We start from the raw sequence: 20,564 nt of genomic DNA, 5'->3' as shown, positions 1-20,564 counted from the left end.
ACGCCTGGCGCGAGGCCGGCTTCACCCACGCCGCCCTCGGCCACCGCTTCGACCGCGCGCAGTGAACACCGGGCGCTGAGCCCCATCCCCACTGGGGCGCCACCGGTGCGGTTCAGTCGTCCCGGGCGAAGTGGTCCCAGCCGCCCTGGTCCTGATCCGGCCCGGACGCCTCCTGCGGCCACTCCACCGAGCCGGCCCCCGGACCGGGGCTCCCACCGTCCCCGGTGACCCCGGGCAGGTCGCCGGGGAGGAGCCGGCCGACGCGCCGGAAGCCGTGTGGAAGCCGGGCGCCCGCCGGCAGGACGGCGAGCAGTCCGTAGTCCTCGCCCCCGGCCGTCACCCAGTCGCGGGCGTCCTGGCCCAGTGCCCGCGCCAGGGAGTCCAGCACGGCGGCGTCGGAGCGCACCCAGCCCGGATCCAGCTCGACCCGGCGGCCGTTCACCAGCGCCAGCCGCCCGGCGTCCTTGGCCACACCGTCCGAGACGTCCATCATGGCCAGGGCCCCGGCCTCGGCGGCACGTCGTCCCGCCCCGAGCACGGGGCGCGGGCGCAATTGGGCCGTCGCGGCCAGGCCGGCCAGCCGCCGGACCCCGGGGGCGCCCGTCCGGAGACGGTCCAGGAGCTCCTCCCGGGCGGTGTCCAGCACCGCGAGCCCGGCGGCGGCCCAGCCGGCCCGCCCGCACAGGACGAGGTCCACGGGGTCCGCCGCGGACACCGAGGGCGTCATCACGCGCCGGACCGCGGGGCGGCCGCCGAGGTCTCCGGTGGCCGTGATGGCCAGGGTGATCCGGTCGTCCGAGCCCAGGTCCCCGCCCACGATCCGGCACCGCCGGGCCCCCAGGTGCCTCACGGCCCCGGCGATCCCGGCGGCGAGACCGTCGATCCAGGACACCCCCGTGGTGTGCGGCATGGTCAGGGCCAGCAGCAGCCCGGTGGCATCCGCCCCCATCGCGTTCATGTCCGACAGGTTCTGGGCCGCCGCCTTCCAGCCGATCGAGTACCCCCCGGTGAAACCCCGGGCGTCGTCCCCGCCCCCGCCACGGGATACCTCGCAGGAGACGGCCGGCCAGTCCAGGCGGAAGTCCCGGTCCTGCGCCATGGCGTCCGTGGAGATGACGAACCGTCCGTCCGGGGCGGACACCACCGCGGCGTCGTCCCCGGGCCCCACCGTGCCCTCGGGCCAGTCCCCCGCGGCCGGCAGGACGGCGAAGCGCCGGTTCAGGATCCGCAGGATCCCGGCCTCACCGAGGCCGCCGACCGTCCGGTCCCGCGTGCTGCCCCGCGACCGCGCCTGCTGACCGGTGCTCAATGCCGTCCGCTGGCCGCCGCCAGCGCCTCCCGGAACCGCCCGTAGCGGTTGATCTCCTGGCGTACCGGTTCGGCGATCCGCTGGGCGGCTTCCTCGGCGATCGCCGCGCGCAGCCGGCGTCGGGCCCGCTGGGCACGGGCCCGGGCGCCCAGGCGCACCAGCGGGGCCGCGAGCAGGGCCAGCAGGATGCCGAAGGCCAGCCCCCCGGCCGCCAGCAGCGTGGGGATGGGGAACCCCTCCACGTCCGGGGCGGGGGGCAGGTCGAACTGGAGGTAGGCCGCCAGGGCCAGGACCCCGAGCCAGGCCAGCCCTGCCACGGCCGCCAGCAGGGCGAGCCACTGCAGGACATTGACGAGGTGCCACCACCAGGAGGTGGCACCGGCCCTGAGGTCGGTCGAGGTGATGGCCTGGTCGAGATCATCGGGCAGCTGCTCCGCGTGGCTGCGGGCGGCCCGGCGGATCGAGGACCGCCAGGAGTCCGGCGCGCCCTCGCTGGCCGAGTCGGCGAAGGCCCGGACCGCCCCGTCCGCCTGGGCCCGCTGGGCCGGGCTCCGCTCGGGCAGGGACGTGCGGTGCAGGCGGGGGTCGTCAGCGCCGGCCACGGCCCCGGGGGCGGCGCCCTCACCGCGGCGCAGGCCCAGCCGGCGCAACGGGTCCTGGCGCACGCGGGCCATCCACCGCATCACGGGCCAGCCGGTGCGCCGGCCCCCCTCGAGACGGTAGGACTGGGCGACGGCCCGGACCACGGTGGAGGCTCCCGAGGCCTCGGCCAGGGCATCCACGAGCCGGGACTCGGCCCCCTTCCCGACGCCGGCCGGCACGCCTGCGGCGTCCTCGGACCCCAGGGCGCGGGCGGCGGTCCGCACGTCGGACAGCAGTCGTTCGGTGGCGGCAGAGCGCTGGGCGGCCACCTCGGCGATGGCGGTGCGCACCGCGTCGACACCGGCCCCCGTGGTGGCCGAGGCCGGGTAGACGGGGACGCGGACCAGTCCGTCCCGGGCCAGCAGGTCCTTCAGCGAGGCCACGACCCGCTCGACGTCCGGACCGGCGAGGCGGTCCACCTGGTTGAGCACCACGAGGGTGACGGCCCGGTGTGCGGCCAGGGGTTCCAGGAACTCGCGGTGCAGCGCGGCGTCGGCGTACTTCTGGGGATCCACCACCCAGACCAGCACGTCCACCTGGCCCACGAGCCGCTGGACGATCCTGCGGTGACCGGCCGCGATCGAGTCGAAGTCCGGGAGGTCGAGCAGGATCAGCCCGCCCGACTCCCGCCGCCGTCCCCACCACGTGGTCAGGTCGGTGCCGGCGGCCGGCCCGTCCAGGACGTGCCGCTGGTTCACCTCGAGCCAGTCGAGCAGGGGTCCGGCGCCCTCGGCACCCCACACCGCGGCCATGGGCTCCGAGGTGGTCGGGCGGGTGGCTGCGGCCCGGGCCAGCGGGTGTCCGGTGACGGCATTGAACAGACTGGACTTCCCCGACCCGGTGGCGCCGAAGAAGCCGACGACCGTGTGCTCTGCCGAGAGCCGGCGGCGCTGGCCGGCGTGGTCCACCACCTGGCGGGCGGCCGCGAGCGCCTGGTCGGGCAGCCGGCCCTCCCCCAGGTCCGTGGCCGTCCCGAGGGCGGCCAGCTTGCGGTCCAGGGGTGTCCCGTCCCGGGGCCCCGGTACGTCGCGCAGATCCCGTGCGTCGCGCAGGTCCTGTCCGTCGCGGCTCATGCCCCGGCCTCCCCGGTCGCGGAGGTGCCGGAGCCGCCGAGCCGGCGCAGCCCGGGGACCAGCGCCCGCAGGTGTTCCGTCTCCTCGTCATCCCGGACCTCGTCCAGCAGGACGGTGAAACGCCGGGCATCATGGACCAGCAGGTCGCTGACCCGCTGCGCCAGGTTCTGCTGTGAGCGCCGGGCCAGGCGACGCACGGCGTCCTCGCCGAAGATGGACTCCAGCAGCTTCTGCGCCACCACGGCCGTGCCGCCGGCGATCCCGACCTCGATGCCGAGCAGCCCTCCGGTGGAGGCGAAGGACACGATCATCAGGGTCACCGCCACTCCGTTCACGCCCAGGGCGGTCACGCGGGCCATGGTGCGCTTGCCCGCCCCCTCGTCCTCGATGAGCCGGATCAGGTCCTGCTGCCAGCCGCGGATCTCGGCGGCGGCCCGGTCCGGGAAGTCCCCCGGCACCCGGGACAGGTCCCGTCCCTCGAGCAGCGCCCGGCCGGCGGCGTCCTGGCGCCAGCGGTCCTCAGACTCCTCGGCGGCGGCGGCCACCTGTTCCACGAGCACGGCGTGCAGTCCGGTCTCGATGGCGGTCTCGACCTCCTCGGGTGGTGCGGGCCGGCCGGTGAGGAAGGCGGTGATCCGGTCCCTCAGGCGTCCGATGCCGGATTCCAGGGACCGGAAGAACTCGCCCGTGCCCACGAAGTCCTGCCAGCGGCTGAGCACCTCACCGCGTAGCAGGGTGCCGTCGTGGGTGGCCGCCAGCACCCCCTCCCGGGCCTGTCCGTAGGCCGATTCCACGACACCGGTCAGTCGCGCGGCCGCCTCGCGCTGGTCGTCCTCGGCCTGGGCGATGCCCTCGGCCTTGTCCGCGAGCTGCCGCACCACCCCGTTGAGGGTGCGGCGGGCCACCTCGGACCGGGAGCCGGCGTCGTGGGCGATGGCGGCCAGCCACTGCTGGAGCGGCGCGGCGGTACCGGCCGGCAGCATGCCGTCGTCGTCCAGGGGTGACTCGGTGACGACGAACAGCTCGGCCCCGCCCAGTCCACGCCGGCCCAGCAGTGCGGACAGGTCGGTGGCGACCTCGTCCTCGACTCCGGCCGGCACCCGGTCCAGGACGACGGCGACGGTGATGTCCCGGGCGGCCGCGTCCAGCAGCAGTTCCCACGGCACCGCGTCGGCGTAGCGGTTGGCGGTGGTGACGAAGATCCACAGGTCCGCCGCCGAGAGCAGTTGCGCGGCCAGCCGTCGGTTCTCATCCGCGATGGAGTCGATGTCCGGGGCATCCAGCAGGGCCAGCCCGGGGGGCAACTGCGGCTCGGCGACCATCACGAGGGAGTCCGTGGCCTGGGGGTCGGGGTCCACGCCGGCCCGCTCGGCCGACGGCCGCGCACCGGGATCGGCGCGGTGGCCGATGGTCCGGGAGAGCCCGGGCAGTACCCGGGCGGTGGTGAACCACTCGACGTCGTCCGGGTGGTGGAGCAGGATCGGCTGCCGCGTGGTGGGGCGGATGGCACCGGCCCGGGTGACGGGGTGGCCCACCAGGGCGTTGACCAGGGTCGACTTCCCGGCGCCGGTGGATCCCCCGACGACGGCCAGCAGCGGGGCGTCGAGGCTGCGGTAGCGCGGCAGGACGTAGTCGTCGAGCTGGCCGACGGCGGACCGGCGGACGGCCTCCGTGTCCGCGGCCCCGTCAACGGCCAGCGGCAGGCGGACCGCATCCAGTTCCGTCCGGAGGCGGCCCAGGAGGTCTACGGCCTCGGCGGCGATCCGGGGGGCGGCGTCCGCGGAACCGGCCGTTGAAGGTCCCGGCGCCTCCGGTGCGGCCGGCAGGCCTGCCCCCGGGGACCCTGCCCGTGACTCGTGCGGGGAGCCGGCGTCGGGGGCTCCTGGCGTGAAGGGTGTGCTCACCACCCCATCATGACACCCGGGACGGTGGTGCCGGGGAACACAGGAGGCCCGGTCCTGATGGACCGGGCCTCGTGCTCGTGGTGACCCCAGCGGGATTCGAACCCGCGTTACCGCCGTGAGAGGGCGGCGTACTAGGCCGCTATACGATGGGGCCGTCACCGTTGTCCGTCAAGTCCCGCCTGAACTGGCGTTTCTCTCGGGGCAACCCCAGAAGTATTTCATACTCTGGGGGCTTTCACCAAATCGGTGAAATCCGCTGGGGTACCAGGACTCGAACCTAGAATGACGGTACCAGAAACCGTTGTGTTGCCAATTACACCATACCCCAATGGCTGTCAAGCGAATGATCCGGTCACCCGGCATTCCCTTGGGCCATCCGCACCAGGTCTCCCTGGCACGGGTGTTTACTATACCGGCGATCGGCGCCGATGACAAAACGGCGCCGGGGTGGTCTCCGTCACCCCGGCCGGGCCCCGGTTCAGCCGGCGTCCGCGGTGCCGGCGGCCTGCTCGGCGGCGAACCGGTCCAGGCGTGCCAGGGCGGAGTCCCGGCCCAGGATCTCGAGGGACTCGAACAGCGGCGGCGAGACCTTCTTCCCGGACACCGCGGTCCGCACCGGCCCGAAGGCCTGACGCGGCTTGAGGCCGAGCCCGTCGATCAGCTCCCGCCGCAGCGCGGCCTCGATGGCCTCGGTCCTCCAGTCACCGTCCTCGATCCCGGCCAGTCCGCGTCGCGCCGCGGCCAGGGCGCCGCCCAGGTCGGCGGGCATGCCCTTGAGGGCCCCGTCCGCCGTCGTGATCTGGTCATCGGCCTGGAACAGGAAGGCGAGCATGTCCACGGCCTCGCCGAGCAGCGCCACGCGCTCCTGCACCAGCGGGGCGGCGGCGTCGAGGACCTGTCCCTCGCGCGCCGTCAGCGGGTCGGACACGAGACCGGCCTGCTGCAGGTAGGGCACCAGCCGGTCGCGGAAGTCCTGGCCGTCCAGCATCCGCACGTGGGTCCCGTTGATCGCGGTGGCCTTCTTCTCGTCGAAGCGGGCCGGATTGGCCAGCACGTGGTGCACGTCGAAGTGCTGCACGAACTGCTCGCGGGTGAAGATGTCCTCGTCCGCCGAGAGCGACCAGCCCAGCAGCGCCAGGTAGTTGATCAGGCCCTCAGGGATGAACCCGTGCTCGCGGTGCAGGAACAGGTTGGACTGCGGGTCCCGCTTGGACAGCTTCTTGTTGCCCTCCCCCATCACGTAGGGCAGGTGGCCGAACGCGGGCATGTACTTCGCCACCCCGATGGCGTACAGGGCCCGGTAGAGCGCGATCTGCCGCGGCGTGGAGGACAGCAGGTCCTCGCCGCGCAGCACGTGCGTGATCTCCATCAGGGCATCGTCCAGGGGGTTGACCAGGGTGTAGAGCGGGGAGCCGTCCGGGCGCACCACCACGAAGTCCGGGACCGAGCCGGCCTGGAAGGTGATCTCACCGCGCACCGTGTCCGTGAAGGTGATGTCCTCCTCCGGCATGCGCAGGCGCAGCGCGGGCTGTCGGCCCTCGGCGCGGAACCCGGCCACCTGCTCGGGGGTCAGGTCGCGGTCGTAACCGTCATAGCCCAGCTTGGGGTCCCGGCCCGCGGCACGGTGGCGGGCCTCGATCTCCTCCGGCGTGGAGAAGCTCTCGTAGATGTACCCGGCGTCCTTGAGCCGGGCGATCACGTCCTGGTAGATCTGACCGCGCTGGGACTGGCGGTAGGGCGCATGCGGGCCGCCGACCTCCACGCCCTCGTCCCAGTCGATGCCGAGCCAGGACATGGCCTCCAGCAGCTGCTGGTAGCTCTCCTCGGAGTCACGCTTGGCGTCGGTGTCCTCGATCCGGAACACCATGGTCCCGCCCGTGTGCCGGGCCCAGCCCCAGTTGAACAGGGCCGTGCGGATGAGTCCGACGTGCGGGGTTCCGGTCGGTGAGGGGCAGAAACGGACGCGGACCGGGGCGTCGGCGGGGACGGCGGGGATGTCAGCGGGGGCGGCAAGGGGCGCGCGGGAAACGGACTCAGTCATGATGGCGCAAGTCTAGCGGCGCGGGCTCGCAGGACCCCACCTGGCCCCTGGGCCGGGACAGCTTGGTGCGCGGCGTCCAGGATGGCCCATGCCGTCACCGGTGACAGGCCCCTCCCCTCGACCGACCCGGTCTCGGGATCAGGCCGGCCACGGATGTCAGCGCCGGTAGACGGTGGCGAGGGTCCCGATGCCCTCGATCGTCGCCTCGGTGCGCTGGCCCGCCTCGACGATCCCGACGCCCGCCGGGGTGCCAGTGAGGATGACGTCGCCGGGCAGCAGGGTGAAGGCCTCGGAGACGGCGGAGACGATCTCCCGGACGCCGAACACCATGTCCGCCGTGGTGCCGTCCTGCACCGTCCGTCCGTCCAGGTCCATGGTGATCCGCAGGTCCTCGGTCTGCGAGCTCGTCAGGCCCGTCTCGATCCAGGGGCCCAGCGGGCAGGCGCCGTCGAAGCCCTTGGCCCGTGCCCATTGGAGGTCGGACTTCTGCGCGTCGCGCGCCGTGAGGTCGTTGGCCACGGTGTAACCGAACACCACGTCGTCCACGCGGTCGACCGGGACGTCCTTGCAGATCGTGCCGATGACCACGGCGAGCTCCGCCTCATAGGAGACCTGCTCGGACCACGAGGGCAGGGTCACCGGCTCGCCCGGCCCGACGACGGAGGTGTTGGGCTTGAGGAAGAACTGCACCCGGTCCGGGACGGCGTTGCCCAGTTCGGCGGCGTGGTCCGCCCAGTTGCGTCCCACTCCCACCACCTTGGAGCGCGGGATGATCGGGGCCACGAGCCGCACGTCCTCGAGGCGATGCCTGGTGGAGGTCGGCTGGATGCCCTGGAAGAAGGGGTCACCGTGCAGCTCGGTCACGGTGAGCTCCGCGGCGGGGGCATCCGGCTCCCCCTCGACGATTCCGTACAGTGGCTCGGCGGTGGCGACGAAACGGGCGATACGCATGGTCACCACCCTAATGGCCGCGGGACACGGGACCCCCATCGGTCCGTGCCCGGTGACCAGGACCTCTCGGGTACCGGTCCGCCGGGGTCAGGCCAGCCGGTGGAGCCAGCCGTGGCGGTCCTCGCCGTGGCCGGTCTGCAGGTCCAGGAGTTCACGGCGGATGTCCAGCGCCACGGAGTCACCCGGGGTGACGGCCGGGGAGTCGAAGTGCTCCTCGCCGTCCACCAGGCGGCCGATCGGGGTGATGACGGCCGCCGTGCCACAGGCGAACACCTCGGTGATCTCACCGCCGGCCACCCCGTCGCGCCACTCCTGGAGGGTGATGCGCCGCTCGACGACGTCCAGCCCGCGGTCCCGGCCCAGCTGCAGCACGGAGGATCGCGTGACGCCCTCCAGGATGGTGCCGGTGAGCTCGGGGGTGACGAGGGAGCCGTCCTTGAAGACGAAGAACACGTTCATCCCGCCCAGTTCCTCCACGGCGTTGTCCCGGACGGGGTCGAGGAAGAGGACCTGGTCGCAGCCCTGGGCCGAGGCCTCGAGCTGCGCGGCCAGCGACGCGGCGTAGTTGCCACCGAACTTGGCCGCACCGGTGCCTCCGTGACCGGCGCGGGCGTAGTCCCGGGACACCCAGATGGAGACGGGCTTGAGCTCACCCCCGAAATAGTTCCCCGCCGGGGAGGCGATGACCTTGTAGGCGATCTCGTGGGCCGGGCGCACGCCGAGGAATGCTTCTGAGGCGTACATGAACGGCCGCAGGTACAGCGACTGCCCCTCGCCGTCCGGCACCCAGCCGATGTCCGTGGACACCAGCAGGCGCAACGACTCGAGGAAGTCCTCCTCCGGCAGTTCCGGCAGGGCCAGCCGCCGCGCGGAGCGGTTCAGGCGTGCCGCGTTGGCGCGGGGCCGGAACGTCCACACGGTGCCGTCCGGATGGCGGTAGGCCTTCAGGCCCTCGAAGATCTCCTGGGCGTAATGGAGGACGGCCGTGGCCGGGGACAGGCTCAGCGGCCCGAACGGCTCGATCCGCGCGTCGTGCCAGGTCCCGCCGCTGTGCTGCCCGTCGCCGCCCCAGGTCCAGTCGATGGAGACCATGTGGTCGGTGAAGTGCTGCCCGAAGCCCGGATCCGCCAGGATCTCACGGCGCCGCTCCTCGGAGACGGGCGAGGACTGGGGATGGACGGCGAATTCCATGGACACGACGGATTCCTTCTCTCGTAGTACCCCGGGTGCCACGCAGGCCGGCGCCGGCCGCGCCCAGGGCGTTGCTTCGCGTTCTCGGTGGCCAGCGGGTCCGCTGATGCGCCGGGAAGGTGCATCCATCATATGACCTGCCCGGAGGGCGGTTCAGACGCGGGATGCCTCGACGCCGCTCAGACGGCGGCGGCGATGGCGTCGCCGACCTGCACCGTGGTGCGCGGTCCCGACTGCGGCGTACCGGACTGGCCGCGGGCGGCCATGTCCGCCCACACGGCCTCGTTGATGCGCCGGGCGGCATCGGTGCGGCCGGCCTGCTCCAGGAGCAAGGCCCCGGACAGGATGGCGGCGGTGGGGTCGGCCCTCTGCTGTCCGGCGATGTCCGGGGCCGAACCGTGGACCGGCTCGAACATGGACGGTGCGGTGCCGGAGATGTTCAGGTTCCCGGAGGCGGCCAGGCCGATGCCGCCCGTGACGGCGGCGGCGAGGTCGGTGAGGATGTCCCCGAACAGGTTGTCCGTGACGATCACGTCGAACCGCGAGGGGTCGGTGGTCATGTGGATGGTCGCGGCGTCCACGTGCATGTAGTCGTGGGTGACGGACGGGTACTCCGCGGCCACGGCCTCCACCGTCCGCCGCCAGAGGTGCCCGGCGTACACGAGCACGTTGTGCTTGTGCACGAGGGACACGTGCCGGCGCGGCCGGGTGGCGGCCAGCGCGAAGGCGTGGCGGACGACCCGCTCCACGCCATAGGCGGTGTTGACGGAGACCTCGGTGGCGATCTCCTGGGGCGTGCCGGTCCGGATGGCTCCACCGTTGCCGACGTAGGGCCCCTCGGTGCCCTCGCGCACGACCACGAAGTCGATGTCACCGGGGTCCGCCAGCGGGCTGGCGACCCCGGGGTAGAGCCGCGCCGGACGCAGGTTCACCCCGTGGTCCAGGCTGAACCGCAGCTTCAGCAGCAGCTCACGCTCGATCAGCCCGGAGGGGATGCGCGTGTCGTTCGGGGCTGCGCCCACGGCACCGAACAGGATCGCGTCGTGACCGCGCAGCCGCTGCAGGGTCTCCTCGGTCAGCGTCTCCCCGGCCTGCAGCCAGTGCGCCGCGCCGAGTGAGTAGTCGGTGGTGCGGATCTCCGCGTCACCGGAGCCCTCCGTGGCCGCCCGCATGACCTTCAGCGCCTCTGCGGTGACCTCCGGCCCGATGCCGTCCCCGCCGATGACGGCGACGTCCAGGACGTCCTGGACGGAGCGGGTGGCGGTCTGGGTGCTGGTCGGGCGAGCCGTATCGGCGACGTTTTCCATGCCCTCAGGCTAGGCCCGCCGTGGGACCCTGGTCCACCATGTGGTCACACTGTCCACCATGCGGACACGGGCCGGTCCCGCCGTGGGACGCGGCCGACCGGCGTCCGGTCCCACGGCGGCCCGCAGGGGAGCCTGGACGAACCCCTGGTCCTAACCGGCCTCTGGCTCTTCGTGACGCGGGAAGACCGGGACCGGCGCCGGCAGGGAGGCCCCCGGCACCAGGGCCTCGTCCCAGGCCGCGAAGGACCGCGGCCCGGCACCGGAGGCGCCGGTGCGGCCGGCGTCGCCGGAGGCCTCCACCCCGAGCAGGTCCAGCAGGCGCGTGGCCGATCCCGGCATCACCGGCTGGACCAGCAGCGCCACGCGGCGCACCGTCTCCAGCGTCACGTACAGCACGGTGGCCATCCGCTCCGGGGCGGTCTTGCGCAGCACCCAGGGCTGCTGATCGGCGAAGTAGGCGTTCGCGTCGTTCAGGACGGCCCACGTGGACTCCAGGGCGTGGTGGAAGTCCTGCACGGCGTAGTCCGCCCGCGAGGTCTCCAGCAGGGACGAGACGGACTCCAGCAGGGCGCGGTCGGCGTCGGTGTACTCCCCCGGCTCCGGCACCGTGCCGCCGAGGTTCTTGGCCACCATGGACAGCGAGCGCTGGGCCAGGTTGCCCAGGTTGTTGGCCAGGTCCGCGTTCTTGCGCCCCACCACGGCGTCGTGACTGTACGAACCGTCGGCGCCAAAGGGGAACTCTCGCATCAGGAAGTACCGCACGGCGTCCAGCCCGTAGTGGGCCACCCACTCCGCCGGGGCCACGACGTTGCCCAGCGACTTGGACATCTTCTGGCCCTCGTTGTTCAGGAAGCCGTGGATCATCACCCGCCGCGGCAGCTCGAGGCCGGCGCTCATCAGGAAGGCCGGCCAGAAGATGCAGTGGAACCGGGAGATGTCCTTGCCGATGATGTGCAGGTCGGCCGGCCAGTAGCGCGCGAAGCGCTCCGAACCGGTGTCGGGGAATCCGGCACCGGTGAGGTAGTTGGTCAGCGCGTCCACCCACACGTACATCACGTGCTCCAGGGTGGGCTGGACGGGCTGCCCGTCCGGGCCCTTCGCGGTGCCGTCCGCCGGCGCCGGGACGTCGATCCCCCAGTCGAAGGAGGTCCGGGAGATGGACAGGTCCTCCAGCCCGGACTCCACGAACCGGATGACCTCGTTGAACCGGTACTGCGGAGCGGCGAACTGCGGGCGGCTGCGGTAGAGCTCCAGCAGCGGCTCCTGGTACTTCGAGAGGCGGAAGAAGTAGCTCTCCTCCTCCGTCCAGGTCACCTCGGTGCCGGTCTCGGTCGCAAAGCGCACGCCGTCCTCGCCCACGTGCGTCTCGTCCTCGCCGAAGAACCGCTCGTCGCGCACCGAGTACCAGCCGGAGTAGCTGCCCAGGTAGATGTCACCGGCGGCCTCCATGCGCCGCCAGATGGCCTGGACGGACTCGCGGTGGTCGGCGTCCGTGGTCCGGATGAACCGGTCGTAGGACACGTCCAGGACCTCGTCGTCCACCTGCTGGAAGGCCGCCGCGTTCCGGGTGGCCAGTTCCAGCGGGGTGATCCCCTCGGCCTCGGCGGTCTGCTGCATCTTCTGGCCGTGCTCGTCCGTTCCGGTGAGGAAGAACACGTCCTTGCCGTCGAGGCGCTGGAACCGGGCCATCACGTCCGCGCCCACGTACTCGTAGGCGTGGCCGATGTGCGGCTCGCCGTTGGGGTAGGAGATGGCGGTGGACAGGTAGTAGCTCTGGGCCATGCGCTCAGTGCTCCAGGTCGAGCAGGTCGATCCCGGCGACCCTGGAGGCCCCGATGGACTCGCCCAGCTGCTCGGCGACACCGGCCGGCAGGGCCGCGTCCAGGGTCAGCATGGCCAGGGCCTCTCCGCCCTCGGACTGGCGGGAGACGTCCATGCCGGCGATGTTCACGTCGGCGTCGCCCAGCACGTTGCCGATGGTCCCGATGACGCCGGGACGGTCGGTGTAGCGGAAGACCAGCAGGTGCTCGGCCAGCGGGACCTCGATCTCGTAGCCGTCGATCCCGACCACCTTCTGGACCTGCTTGGGACCGGTCAGGGTGCCGGACACGGACAGCTGGGTGCCGTTGGAGGTGGCGCCCTTGACGGTGACCGTGTTGCGGTAGGCCGGGGACTCGGAGGTGGTCGTCAACCGGGTCTCCACCCCCCGCTGCTCGGCCAGGACCGGGGCGTTGACGTAGGAGACGTGGTCGGAGACCACGTCCGTGAACACGCCCTTGAGCGCGGCCAGCTGGAGGGACTTGACGTCCTTGTCCGCGATCTCACCGGCGACCTCGAGCTCCACGACGGTCAGCGAGTCACCGGTGGACAGGGCCGTCAGGATTCGGCCGAGCTTCTCGGCCAGCGGGATGCCCGGGCGGACGTCCTCGTGGATGATGCCACCGGCCACGTTGACGGCGTCCGGGACGAGCTCGCCGGCCAGGGCGAGTCGCACCGACTTGGCCACGGAGACGCCGGCCTTCTCCTGGGCCTCCGAGGTGGAGGCCCCCAGGTGCGGGGTCACCACGGCGTTGTCATGGGTGAAGAACGGCAGGTCGATGGCCGGCTCGGAGGAGAAGACGTCGATGGCCGCGCCGCCGACGGTGCCGGCCTCGAGGGCCCGGTTCAGCGCGTCCTCGTCGATCAGCCCGCCGCGGGCCACGTTCACCACGTAGGCGGTGTCCTTCATGATCGCGAACTGGTCGTCGGAGATCATCCCGATGGTCTCCGGGGTCTTCGGCATGTGGATGGTGATGAAGTCCGCCTGGGCCAGCAGCTCGTCCAGGTCCAGCAGGCGGGCACCGATCTGCTGGGCCCGCGCGGAGGTGATGTACGGGTCGTAGGCGAGGATCTCCATGCCGAACGAGCGCATCCGCTCGGCCACGAGGGAGCCGATGCGCCCCAGCCCGATGATGCCCAGCTTCTTCTCGTACAGCTCGACGCCGGCGTACTTGGAACGCTTCCACTCCCCGCCCTTCAGGGCGCGGTTGGCCGGGGCGATGTTGCGGGCCACGCCGAGGATGTGGCCGCAGGTGAGCTCGGCGGCGGACAGGACGTTCGAGGTCGGGGCGTTGACCACCATGACACCGGCCTGGGTGGCCGCCTTGGTGTCCACGTTGTCCAGCCCGACGCCGGCCCGGGCGATCACCTTGAGCCGGGAGGCGGCCCCGATCGCCTCGGCGTCCATCTTCGTCGCCGAGCGGATCAGCACCGCGTCGGCCTCCGGCAGGGCGGCCAGCAGCTGGGCACGGTCGGCACCGTCGGTCGTCCTGATCTCGAAATCCGGACCCAGGGCGTCCACGGTGGCCGGGGAGAGTTCTTCAGCGATGAGGACGACGGGCTTGGTTTCAGACACGGGAGGTTCACCTTCGGATAGACATTGACGCCGGCTCGGAACGTGGGTCGGCCGATCTTGATTCTAGGACCTGGAAGCACGGCGGCCCCCCGTGTGCACGAGGGGCCGCCTTCACGCCCGGGATCACCCCGGGCGCCGGTGGGGTGGTACGGCTCAGCGGGCCGCGGTGCCCTCGGTGTAGTCGTCGTCGGAGTCCTTCAGCCAGGAGAACATCTGGCGCAGCTCGCGGCCGGTCTTCTCGATCGGGTGCGCCTCACCGGCGGCACGCAGCTTCTTGAACTCCGGTGCGCCGGCGGCCTGGTCGTCCATGAAGCGCTTGGCGAAGGTGCCGTCCTGGATGTCGGCCAGCACGGCCTTCATGTTCTCCTTGACGCTCGGGTCGATGACGCGCGGGCCGGAGACGTAGTCGCCGTACTCGGCGGTGTCGGAGACGGACCAGCGCTGCTTGGCGATGCCGCCCTCGACCATGAGGTCCACGATCAGCTTGAGCTCGTGGAGCACCTCGAAGTAGGCGACCTCGGGCTGGTAGCCGGCCTCGGTCAGGACCTCGAAGCCGTACTGGATCAGCTGGGAGGCGCCGCCGCACAGCACGGCCTGCTCGCCGAACAGGTCGGACTCGGTCTCCTCGGTGAACGTGGTCTCGATGACGCCGGCGCGGGTGCCGCCGATGCCCTTCGCGTAGGACAGGGCCAGGTTCTTGGCGTTGCCGGTGGCGTCCTGCTCGACGGCGATCAGGGCGGGCACGCCGCGGCCGGCCTCGAACTCACGGCGGACCACGTGGCCCGGGCCCTTCGGGGCCACCAGCGCGACGTCGACGCCGGCCGGGGGCTGGATGTAGCCGTAGCGGATGTTGAAGCCGTGGGCGAAGAACAGGGCGTCTCCGTCCTGCAGGTTCGGGGCGATGTGCTCCTGGTAGACGGCGCCCTGGACCTGGTCCGGGGTGAGGATCATGATCAGGTCCGCCTCGGCGGCGGCCTCGGCCACGGAGACGACGCGCAGGCCCTCGGCCTCGGCCTTGGCGCGGGACGTGGAGCCCTCGGCCAGGCCGATGCGCACGTCCACGCCGGAGTCACGCAGGCTCAGCGAGTGGGCGTGGCCCTGGGAGCCGTAGCCGATGACGGCGACGGTGCGTCCCTGGATGATCGAGAGGTCGGCGTCGTCTTCGTAGTACTTGGTGGTCACAGGAGATCTCCTCGGTGTGTTGTTCGGTGGTTGTCGGGAAGCGGGTGAGGACCCGAAGGTCAGTTCCGGGTCAGGGCGCGGTCGGTCATCGACTTGCCGCCCCGCCCGACGGCGATGGTCCCGGAGCGCACGAGCTCGCGGATCCCGAAGGGCTCGAGCACCTCCAGCAGCGCGGCCAGCTTGTCGGCCGCGCCGGTGGCCTCGATGGTCACGGAGTCAGTGGACACGTCCACCACGGAGGCGCGGAACAGCTCGACGGCCTGGACGACCTGGGACCGGGTGGCCGCGTCCGAGCGGACCTTGACCAGCAGGTGGTCGCGCTGGACGGAGTTGTCGGCGCTCAGCTCGACGATCTTGATGACGTTGATGAGCTTGTTGAGCTGCTTGGTCACCTGCTCGAGCAGGTCTCCCTCGGCGTCCACCACCACGGTGATCCGGGACAGTCCCTCGATCTCGGAGGTGCCCACGGCCAGGGAGTGGATGTTGAAGGCGCGGCGGGCGAAGAGGCTGGCGACGCGCGTCAGCACGCCCGGTACGTCCTCGACCAGTACGGACAGGGTGTGTCGTGCCATGGGTCAGTCCTCCTCGTCCCAGTCCGGGGTCATGTCCCGGGCCACCTGGATCTCGTCGTTGCTCACTCCGGCCGGGACCATGGGCCACACCATGGAGTCGCGCGAGACCACGAAGTCGACGACGACCGGGCGGTCGTTGACGGCCAGGGCCTGCTCGATGGTGGCGTCCAGGTCCTCCTCCCGCTCGCAGCGCAGCCCGAGGCAGCCGTAGGCCTCGGCGAGCTTGACGAAGTCCGGGACGCGGATGGTGTCGTGGCCGGTGTTCAGGTCGGTGTTGGAGTAGCGGGACTCGTAGAACAGCGTCTGCCACTGACGGACCATGCCCAGCGAGGAGTTGTTGATGACGGCCACCTTGATCGGGATGTTGTTGATCAGGCAGGTCGCCAGTTCCTGGTTGGTCATCTGGAAGCAGCCGTCGCCGTCGATGGCCCAGACCACGCGGTCCGGGTCCCCGGCCTTGGCGCCCATGGCGGCCGGCACGGCGAAGCCCATCGTGCCCAGGCCGGCGGAGTTCAGCCACTGGTGGGGACGCTCGTACTTCACGAACTGGCTCGCCCACATCTGGTGCTGGCCCACGCCCGCGACGTACACAGCCTCGGGGCCGGAGTGCGCGTCGAGGCGCTCGATGACCTTCTGCGGGGACATCAGTCCGTCCTCGGTGGGGGCATAGCCCATCGGGTAGGTCTCGCGCAGCCGGTCCAGGACGGTCCACCACTCGCCCAGGTCCGGGGCGCCCGACTCGGCGTGCGCGTCCCGCACGGCGCCGGTGAGCTCCGGGATGATCTCCTTGACCGAGCCGACGATCGGCACGTCCGCCGGACGGTTCTTGGAGATCTCGGCGGGGTCGATGTCCGCGTGGATGACCCGCGCCTTCGGGGCGAACGTGGACAGCTGGCCGGTGACCCGGTCGTCGAAGCGGGCGCCCAGGGTGATGAGCAGGTCGGACATCTGCAAGGCCGAGACGGCGGCCACCGAACCGTGCATCCCGGGCATGCCCAGGTGCTGGCGGTGGGAGTCCGGGAAGACACCGCGGGCCGTGAGAGTGGTGACCACGGGTGCCCCGGTGAGCTCGGCCAGCTCGCGCAGCTCCGCGCTGGCGTGCCCGCGGGAGACACCGCCGCCCACGTAGAGCACCGGCCGCTCGGCCTGCTGGATCAGCCGGGCCGCCTCGCGGACCTGCTTGGAGTGGCCGCGGACCACCGGGCGGTAGCCCGGCAGGTCGATCCTCGGCGGCCAGGAGAACTCCATCTGGGCCTGCTGGGCGTCCTTGGCCACGTCGACCAGCACGGGACCGGGGCGGCCGGTCGTGGCGATGTGGAACGCCTCGGCGAGTGCCTGCGGGATGTCCTGGGCGTCGGTGACCAGCCGCGAGTGCTTGGTGATCGGCATGGTGATGCCGACGATGTCCGCCTCCTGGAAGGCGTCCGAGCCGATCGCCGCGGAGGCGACCTGGCCGGTGATGAACACGCAGGCCTCGGAGTCCATGTGGGCGTCGGCGATCGCCGTGACGAGGTTGGTGGCTCCCGGACCCGAGGTGGCGATCGCCACGCCCGGACGGCCGGTGGCCAGGTAGTAGCCCTGTGCCGCATGGCCGGCGCCCTGCTCGTGGCGCACCAGGACGTGACGGATTGTCTGGGAGTCCATCAGGGGGTCGTAGGTGGGCAGGATGGCCCCGCCCGGCAGGCCGAAGATGTCCGTGACGCCCAGTTCCTCCAGGGAACGCACGATCGCCTGCGACCCGGTCATCGTGACCGGTTCGACGACACGGTTCGGCCCGGGGACCAGACTCTCGCCCGCAGGCTCGTTCCTGTCCCGCGGCTCGCGGGATGCATGGGAGGTCATCACCGCTGGGGTGATCCGGGATCCGTTACTCATTGCTGTGCCTTCTTGCCTAGCTCTTCTGGCGCTGTACTGGAGCATCCGGGGTGCCTGTGCGGCACCCCGGTCACCTCTGGTGCCCGCCGGCGGGTGTCCCCCGCGGCGTCCGCCGGAGTGGCGGAGGAGTCAGTGGCGCTGATGTGGTGGCCAGCGTCATGCTTGCATCTCCAACAAATAAACCCCGACGTCGGCCGGTCGGCCCGCTCGGGGTTTGGCGCGTGGCAGCGGGCGGACCCGCGGATCCGAACCGTAGTTCAGGCCACGCGCTGGATAACGACGACTAGTCGCATGTTGGACATGGTGACCAGTATCCCCGAGGCACGCCGTCCGGCGTCAATCCATCCTCTCACGGTCTCACATCGTGAGACGGGCGTCCGGTCCGTGGACACGCCGGGTGATCCGGCGTGTCCACGGGCGCGGAGCGCACCGGTCAGCCCAGGTACGCGCCCTCGGCCGCCGAGTGCACGAGCTTGGCGTACTTGCCCAGGACGCCCGTGGTGAACTTCGGGGGCACCGGCTCCCAGCCCTCCCTGCGGCCCTCGAGCTCCTCGGCCGGGACCAGCAGGTCCAGGGTGCGGCCGGCGATGTCCACCCGGATCCGGTCTCCGTCGCGCACCAGGGCGATCGGGCCGCCGTCGGAGGCCTCCGGGGCGATGTGCCCGATGCACAGGCCGGTCGTGCCGCCGGAGAACCGGCCGTCGGTGAGGAGCAGGACGTCCTTGCCCAGCCCGGCCCCCTTGATGGCGCCGGTGATGGCGAGCATCTCGCGCATGCCGGGACCGCCCTTGGGGCCCTCGTAGCGGATGACCACCACGTCGCCGGCCTTCAACCGGCCGGCCTCCAGGGCGTCCATCGCCTGACGCTCGCGCTCGAACACGCGGGCGGTGCCCTCGAACACGTCGGCGTCGAAGCCGGCGGACTTCACCACGGCGCCCTCGGGTGCCAGCGAGCCCTTCAGCACGGCCAGGCCGCCGTTGTGGTGCAGGGGGTTGTCCAGGGCTCGCAGCACCTTGCCGTCCGGGTCCGGCGGGTTGATACCGGCCAGGTTCTCGGCCACGGTCCTGCCGGTGACGGTCAGGGCGTCACCGTGGACCAGGCCCGCGTCCAGCAGGGCCTTCATGACCACGGGCACGCCGCCGACCTTGTCCACGTCGGTCATCACGTACTGGCCGAAGGGCTTGAGGTCGCCCAGGTGCGGGACCTTGTCACCGATGCGGTTGAAGTCATCCAGGGTGAGGTCCACGCCGGCCTCGCGGGCGATGGCCAGCAGGTGCAGGACCGCGTTGGAGGACCCGCCGAACGCCATGGTCACCGCGATGGCGTTCTCGAAGGCCTTCTTGGTCATGATGTCCCGGGAGGTGATCCCCAGGCGCAACAGGTTGACCACGGCCTCGCCGGACTTGCGGGAGAACGCGTCACGGCGCCGGTCGGCCGACGGCGGGGCGGCGGAACCGGGCAGGGACATCCCCAGCGCCTCGCCGATGCAGGCCATGGTGTTGGCGGTGTACATGCCGCCGCAGGCGCCCTCGCCGGGGCAGATCGCCCGCTCGATGGTGTCCAGGTCCTTCTCGCTCATCAGTCCCCGGGCGCAGGCGCCCACGGCCTCGAAGGCGTCGATCAGGGTGACCTGCTTCTCCGTGCCGTCCTCCAGGGTGGCGTAACCGGGCATGGTGGAGCCGGCGTAGATGAAGACGCTGGAGACGTCCAGCCGGGCGGCCGCCATCAGCATGCCCGGCAGCGACTTGTCGCAGCCGGCCAGCAGCACGGATCCGTCCAGCCGCTCGGCCTGCATCACGGTCTCCACGGAGTCGGCGATGACCTCTCGGGAGACCAGCGAGTAGTGCATGCCGTCATGGCCCATCGAGATGCCGTCCGAGACGGAGATGGTGCCGAACTCCAGGGGGTACCCGCCACCGGCGTGCACCCCCTCCTTGGAGGCCTGGGCCAGACGGTCCAGGGAGAGGTTGCACGGGGTGATCTCGTTCCAGGAGCTGGCGATGCCGATCTGCGGCTTCGCGAAGTCCTCGTCCCCCATGCCGACGGCGCGCAGCATGCCGCGGGCCGGGGCACGCTCCATGCCGTCGGTCACCGCGCGGGAGCGTGGCTTGATGTCGGGAGCCGCGGCGTCGTCGCCGTGGGCCCCGCCGGCTGCACCGCCGGGAAGGGTCGTGTCTGCGCTGGGGGTGGTCATGGCGACCATCCTAGGACCGCCGCCGGCGTGCCGCGCGGCACGTGACGGCCGAGGCCCGCGAACCTCCCGGCAGGTCACCGGCGTCCGCGAGCCTCCCCGCAGGTCACCGGCGTCCGTAGAATGGGCGTCATGAACGGCGAAGACCTCAAGCGCATGCTCCGGGAGGCCTTCGACGCGAGGGTCTTCAACTACGGGGACTTCAACCTCGTCTACGGCCAGCCCTCCGGCGCCGGCAACCCCTGGGTGATCGGCTACCGGCATCAGCCCCTGGAGCTGTTGCTGTGCCCCGTCGACCTCGAGGCCCTCCCCCAGGTTCCCGTGGGTCCGGACATCGCCACGGTCTCCCTGGGCAACGTCGCAACCCTGGCGGACACCGGCAGCGGGTACCAGGTGGAGACGGTGACCGGTTTCCGCACGTGGTTCGAGGTCAGCGGCACTCCCCGGATCCCCTTGCCGGAGAACCTACGTCCCACCGGACCCGGGCCGGAGGACGATGGCACGGTCACCCTGGGCCAGGAACCGGATGCCGAGGACTTCCACGAGTTCATGTCCCACTTCATGGACACCCTGGAGTCGTACTACCGCACCTGCTGACCCTCCCCCCGACGCGCCCGCAGCAGCCCCGACCGACAGTGACGGATGTCTCCCGCCCGTCGATTTCACATCCGCCCCAGACCTCTGCTAGAGTTTTTCCTCGTTGCACGGACCGATTATCGGTCCACGGAACACTGCGCCTCTAGCTCAACTGGCAGAGCAATTGACTCTTAATCAATGGGTTCCGGGTTCGAGTCCCGGGGGGCGCACCACAGCTCGCATCCATCGCAGACGGAAGGGCCCCGGTCGGGTGACCGGGGCCCTTCCGCGTCCCCGCGTGGTCCGGGACCACACGGGTCGTGCGCTGGGCGCACTCGAATCGTACGCACTGCGAC

The 20,564-nt window shown here is 71.5% G+C and carries 14 protein-coding genes and 3 tRNA genes; 2 read left to right on the top strand and 15 right to left on the bottom strand.

Annotated elements, in window-relative coordinates; genetic code table 11:
• Window positions 1–112 precede the first annotated feature (112 nt).
• From CITRI_RS17905 to ilvD, 15 genes are all read right to left on the bottom strand, one after another.
• A complete protein-coding gene (locus CITRI_RS17905; protein ID WP_010145514.1) occupies window positions 113–1,309 on the bottom strand; it encodes a thiamine-monophosphate kinase in 1,197 nt (398 codons plus the stop codon).
• On the bottom strand, window positions 1,306–3,024 hold the full coding sequence (locus CITRI_RS0113920) for a GTPase family protein (protein WP_010145513.1): 1,719 nt from the start codon (window positions 3,022–3,024) through the stop codon (window positions 1,306–1,308). Before CITRI_RS0113920 ends, CITRI_RS17905 begins: the two co-directional genes overlap by 4 nt.
• Window positions 3,021–4,931 (bottom strand): dynamin family protein, encoded by a 1,911-nt coding sequence (locus tag CITRI_RS0113915; protein WP_010145512.1) that lies wholly within the window; start codon window positions 4,929–4,931, stop codon window positions 3,021–3,023. The genes CITRI_RS0113920 and CITRI_RS0113915 overlap by 4 nt, the downstream gene beginning before the upstream one ends.
• A gap of 75 nt (window positions 4,932–5,006) precedes the next feature.
• A tRNA-Glu gene (locus CITRI_RS0113910) sits at window positions 5,007–5,082 on the bottom strand.
• Window positions 5,083–5,184: 102 nt separating this feature from the next.
• Window positions 5,185–5,256: transfer RNA gene (locus CITRI_RS0113905), tRNA-Gln, on the bottom strand.
• Window positions 5,257–5,406: 150 nt separating this feature from the next.
• A complete protein-coding gene (gene gltX, locus CITRI_RS0113900; protein WP_010145511.1) occupies window positions 5,407–6,969 on the bottom strand; it encodes a glutamate--tRNA ligase in 1,563 nt (520 codons plus the stop codon).
• A gap of 156 nt (window positions 6,970–7,125) precedes the next feature.
• Window positions 7,126–7,920 (bottom strand): fumarylacetoacetate hydrolase family protein, encoded by a 795-nt coding sequence (locus CITRI_RS0113895; RefSeq protein WP_029139352.1) that lies wholly within the window; start codon window positions 7,918–7,920, stop codon window positions 7,126–7,128.
• 87 nt (window positions 7,921–8,007) lie between these two features.
• On the bottom strand, window positions 8,008–9,111 hold the full coding sequence (locus tag CITRI_RS0113890) for a branched-chain amino acid aminotransferase (protein ID WP_029139351.1): 1,104 nt from the start codon (window positions 9,109–9,111) through the stop codon (window positions 8,008–8,010).
• 179 nt (window positions 9,112–9,290) lie between these two features.
• Entirely contained in the window at window positions 9,291–10,418 is a 1,128-nt protein-coding gene (locus tag CITRI_RS0113885) for a 3-isopropylmalate dehydrogenase (RefSeq protein WP_010145506.1), read from the bottom strand.
• Between the two features lie 150 nt (window positions 10,419–10,568).
• Entirely contained in the window at window positions 10,569–12,200 is a 1,632-nt protein-coding gene (gene metG / locus CITRI_RS0113880; RefSeq protein ID WP_010145505.1) for a methionine--tRNA ligase, read from the bottom strand.
• Between the two features lie 4 nt (window positions 12,201–12,204).
• Window positions 12,205–13,812, bottom strand: a complete 1,608-nt coding sequence (serA, locus tag CITRI_RS0113875) for a phosphoglycerate dehydrogenase (protein WP_010145504.1) — start codon at window positions 13,810–13,812, stop codon at window positions 12,205–12,207.
• Between the two features lie 153 nt (window positions 13,813–13,965).
• Window positions 13,966–14,994, bottom strand: a complete 1,029-nt coding sequence (gene ilvC / locus CITRI_RS0113870; protein ID WP_010145503.1) for a ketol-acid reductoisomerase — start codon at window positions 14,992–14,994, stop codon at window positions 13,966–13,968.
• Between the two features lie 59 nt (window positions 14,995–15,053).
• Window positions 15,054–15,566 (bottom strand): acetolactate synthase small subunit, encoded by a 513-nt coding sequence (gene ilvN / locus CITRI_RS0113865; RefSeq protein WP_010145502.1) that lies wholly within the window; start codon window positions 15,564–15,566, stop codon window positions 15,054–15,056.
• Window positions 15,567–15,569: 3 nt separating this feature from the next.
• Window positions 15,570–17,408 carry an acetolactate synthase large subunit gene (locus CITRI_RS0113860; RefSeq protein ID WP_369732354.1) on the bottom strand — a complete coding sequence of 613 codons (1,839 nt, stop codon included), beginning with the start codon at window positions 17,406–17,408 and terminating at the stop codon, window positions 15,570–15,572.
• A 466-nt stretch (window positions 17,409–17,874) separates the two neighbouring features.
• Window positions 17,875–19,635 carry a dihydroxy-acid dehydratase gene (ilvD, locus tag CITRI_RS0113855; protein ID WP_010145500.1) on the bottom strand — a complete coding sequence of 587 codons (1,761 nt, stop codon included), beginning with the start codon at window positions 19,633–19,635 and terminating at the stop codon, window positions 17,875–17,877.
• 129 nt (window positions 19,636–19,764) lie between these two features.
• Between ilvD and CITRI_RS17900 the strand changes: the two genes are divergently transcribed.
• Both CITRI_RS17900 and CITRI_RS0113845 read left to right on the top strand, forming a co-directional pair.
• On the top strand, window positions 19,765–20,229 hold the full coding sequence (locus CITRI_RS17900) for a hypothetical protein (protein ID WP_141566121.1): 465 nt from the start codon (window positions 19,765–19,767) through the stop codon (window positions 20,227–20,229).
• A 136-nt stretch (window positions 20,230–20,365) separates the two neighbouring features.
• Window positions 20,366–20,441 (top strand) — tRNA-Lys (locus tag CITRI_RS0113845).
• Window positions 20,442–20,564 lie beyond the last annotated feature (123 nt).

Source organism: Citricoccus sp. CH26A (assembly GCF_000224415.1).
Lineage (GTDB): Bacteria > Actinomycetota > Actinomycetes > Actinomycetales > Micrococcaceae > Citricoccus.
The sequence above is the reverse complement of the archived record's forward strand: the minus strand, read 5'-3'. Positions and strand labels throughout refer to the sequence as shown.

Excerpts from the sequence above, each read along its gene's own strand:
- CITRI_RS0113920 (WP_010145513.1), bottom strand. The coding sequence starts at position 3,024 with ATGAGCCGCGACGGACAGGACCTGCGCGACGCACGGGATCTGCGCGAC.
- gltX (WP_010145511.1), bottom strand. The coding sequence starts at position 6,969 with ATGACTGAGTCCGTTTCCCGCGCGCCCCTTGCCGCCCCCGCTGACATC.
- CITRI_RS0113895 (WP_029139352.1), bottom strand. The coding sequence starts at position 7,920 with ATGCGTATCGCCCGTTTCGTCGCCACCGCCGAGCCACTGTACGGAATC.
- CITRI_RS0113890 (WP_029139351.1), bottom strand. The coding sequence starts at position 9,111 with ATGGAATTCGCCGTCCATCCCCAGTCCTCGCCCGTCTCCGAGGAGCGG.
- CITRI_RS0113885 (WP_010145506.1), bottom strand. The coding sequence starts at position 10,418 with ATGGAAAACGTCGCCGATACGGCTCGCCCGACCAGCACCCAGACCGCC.
- metG (WP_010145505.1), bottom strand. The coding sequence starts at position 12,200 with ATGGCCCAGAGCTACTACCTGTCCACCGCCATCTCCTACCCCAACGGC.
- ilvN (WP_010145502.1), bottom strand. The coding sequence starts at position 15,566 with ATGGCACGACACACCCTGTCCGTACTGGTCGAGGACGTACCGGGCGTG.
- CITRI_RS0113860 (WP_369732354.1), bottom strand. The coding sequence starts at position 17,408 with ATGACCTCCCATGCATCCCGCGAGCCGCGGGACAGGAACGAGCCTGCG.
- ilvD (WP_010145500.1), bottom strand. The coding sequence starts at position 19,635 with ATGACCACCCCCAGCGCAGACACGACCCTTCCCGGCGGTGCAGCCGGC.
- CITRI_RS17900 (WP_141566121.1), top strand. The coding sequence starts at position 19,765 with ATGAACGGCGAAGACCTCAAGCGCATGCTCCGGGAGGCCTTCGACGCG.